We start from the raw sequence: 211 nt of genomic DNA, 5'->3' as shown, positions 1-211 counted from the left end.
TTAAGCTCAAACGGCAGCCCTTTTGGCATTGTTTGACGAGGCTTGCCTGCAAAGCGCAGTAGTGGTTTTGGTTGCTTACCTTCTTTTGCGTGTGTTATGCGTTGCTTGATGCTGGTATGGTTTGACTCTTCAGGCGTTTCTGCCATTTTTGCTCTAATGGGGTTTAAATCAACATAGGCCATACAGGCAGCAAGGGCTGCTTCATCTAATA

Annotated in this window: 1 pseudogene; it reads right to left on the bottom strand. The window is 46.0% G+C overall.

What is annotated here, in order from left to right:
• Positions 1-211: pseudogene (locus tag DC53_RS0120770) on the bottom strand (hypothetical protein); the annotation flags it as partial.

The sequence above is a fragment of the Pseudoalteromonas fuliginea genome, from assembly GCF_000690055.1.
Lineage (GTDB): Bacteria > Pseudomonadota > Gammaproteobacteria > Enterobacterales > Alteromonadaceae > Pseudoalteromonas > Pseudoalteromonas fuliginea.
Note: the sequence above shows the minus strand (reverse complement) of the source record. Positions and strands in the feature narration are given on the sequence as shown.